This window comes from Arthrobacter sp. SAFR-044 (assembly GCF_051965175.1).
GTDB lineage: Bacteria > Actinomycetota > Actinomycetes > Actinomycetales > Micrococcaceae > Arthrobacter.
Window position 1 is genome coordinate 1 of record NZ_JBQCMK010000034.1, and the last position, 1,103, is coordinate 1,103.

A 1,103-nucleotide genomic window follows, 5' to 3' on the forward strand; every position below is an offset into this window, starting at 1 on the left:
AGGTGTTTTGGATGTTGTCTTTGGCGTCTGTTGCGCGGTCTTTGACGTCGGTGGCTGCGTATTGGCCTTCGGTTTTGACGTTTTGGGCGGCGTCGGTGGCGGTGGCCTTGACGTTTTCCATGGCTTCCTGGGCGGGTTCCTTGAGGTCCTGGGCCATGGTTTTGGCGGCGTCGGTGACCTGGGTTGCCAGGGGCTGGGCTGCGGTTTTGAGTTGGTCCGCGGCTTCGCGTTCTTTCTCGCTTGCCGGGATCAGGGAGGAGATCAGCATGCCTGCGCCGAAGGCGATAAGTCCGGCGGCGAGGGGGTTGCCGGCGGTTTTGGCTTTGACCTGGTCCGGGGCGTGGGAGACGGCGTGGCCGGCGTCGGAGAGTTTGGTGGAGACGGTCTCTGATGCCTGGTGCAGGCTGTCGCCGGTGGAGTGCATGGCGTTGGTGGTGTGTCCGGCGCCGGTGGCGGTGGTGTCGTGGACTTTGGTGGTGGCGGTGTCTGCTGCTCCCATGATTTTCTCCTTCACCCCGGTCACGGCGTCGCGGACCTTGTCGGTTTGGCGGTGGACGATGTTGGACGGGGTGACTTTGTCGGCCACGGCGTCCACGTTGGTGCCCAGGCGTGCCCGGGTGGCTTCTATGTCTGCGCGGATGACGTCAGGGTTGTCGCTCATCGGTTTACCTCACCTGGTTTTAGGGTTGGGGGAATTTCTGAGAGGGTTTCCCCGGTTTGGGGCATGCCCTTGATCTGTTTGAGTTCCTTGCGGCCGATGGAGGCCAGGACGGCGGCGATGATGGCCCAGATCACGGCGACGATCAGCGCGGACCAGCCCAGGGGCATGATGGCGCCCAGGGCCCACATCAGGGCCAGGGAGAGGAAGAGCAGGACGAAGTGTCCGCCGATCCCGGCGCCGGCGAGCATGCCGGCGCCTTTGCCTGCGCGGGAGGTGGTTTGTTTGAGTTCGGCCTTGGCCAGTTCCACTTCCTGGCGCATCAGGGTGGACAGGTCCCGGGTCACGTCCCCGAGCAGCTCACCCAGTGATGCGTTGTCTGCTTTCATGTGCGCCGCGCTGGGCGGCGGCTCAGGAATCTGGCTGCTCATCACAGACCACCCGT

Annotated in this window: 2 protein-coding genes; both read right to left on the bottom strand. The window is 64.2% G+C overall.

Annotation, left to right across the window (positions count from 1 at the left end):
• A partial coding sequence (locus ACTHQS_RS21000) for a DUF3618 domain-containing protein (protein WP_440172730.1) occupies positions 1–661 on the bottom strand: 661 nt, incomplete at its 3' end.
• Positions 658–1,089: a phage holin family protein gene (locus ACTHQS_RS21005; protein WP_440172731.1), complete on the bottom strand. Its 432-nt coding sequence runs from the start codon at positions 1,087–1,089 to the stop codon at positions 658–660. The genes ACTHQS_RS21005 and ACTHQS_RS21000, both read right to left, overlap by 4 nt.
• Between the last annotated feature and the right edge of the window lie 14 nt (positions 1,090–1,103).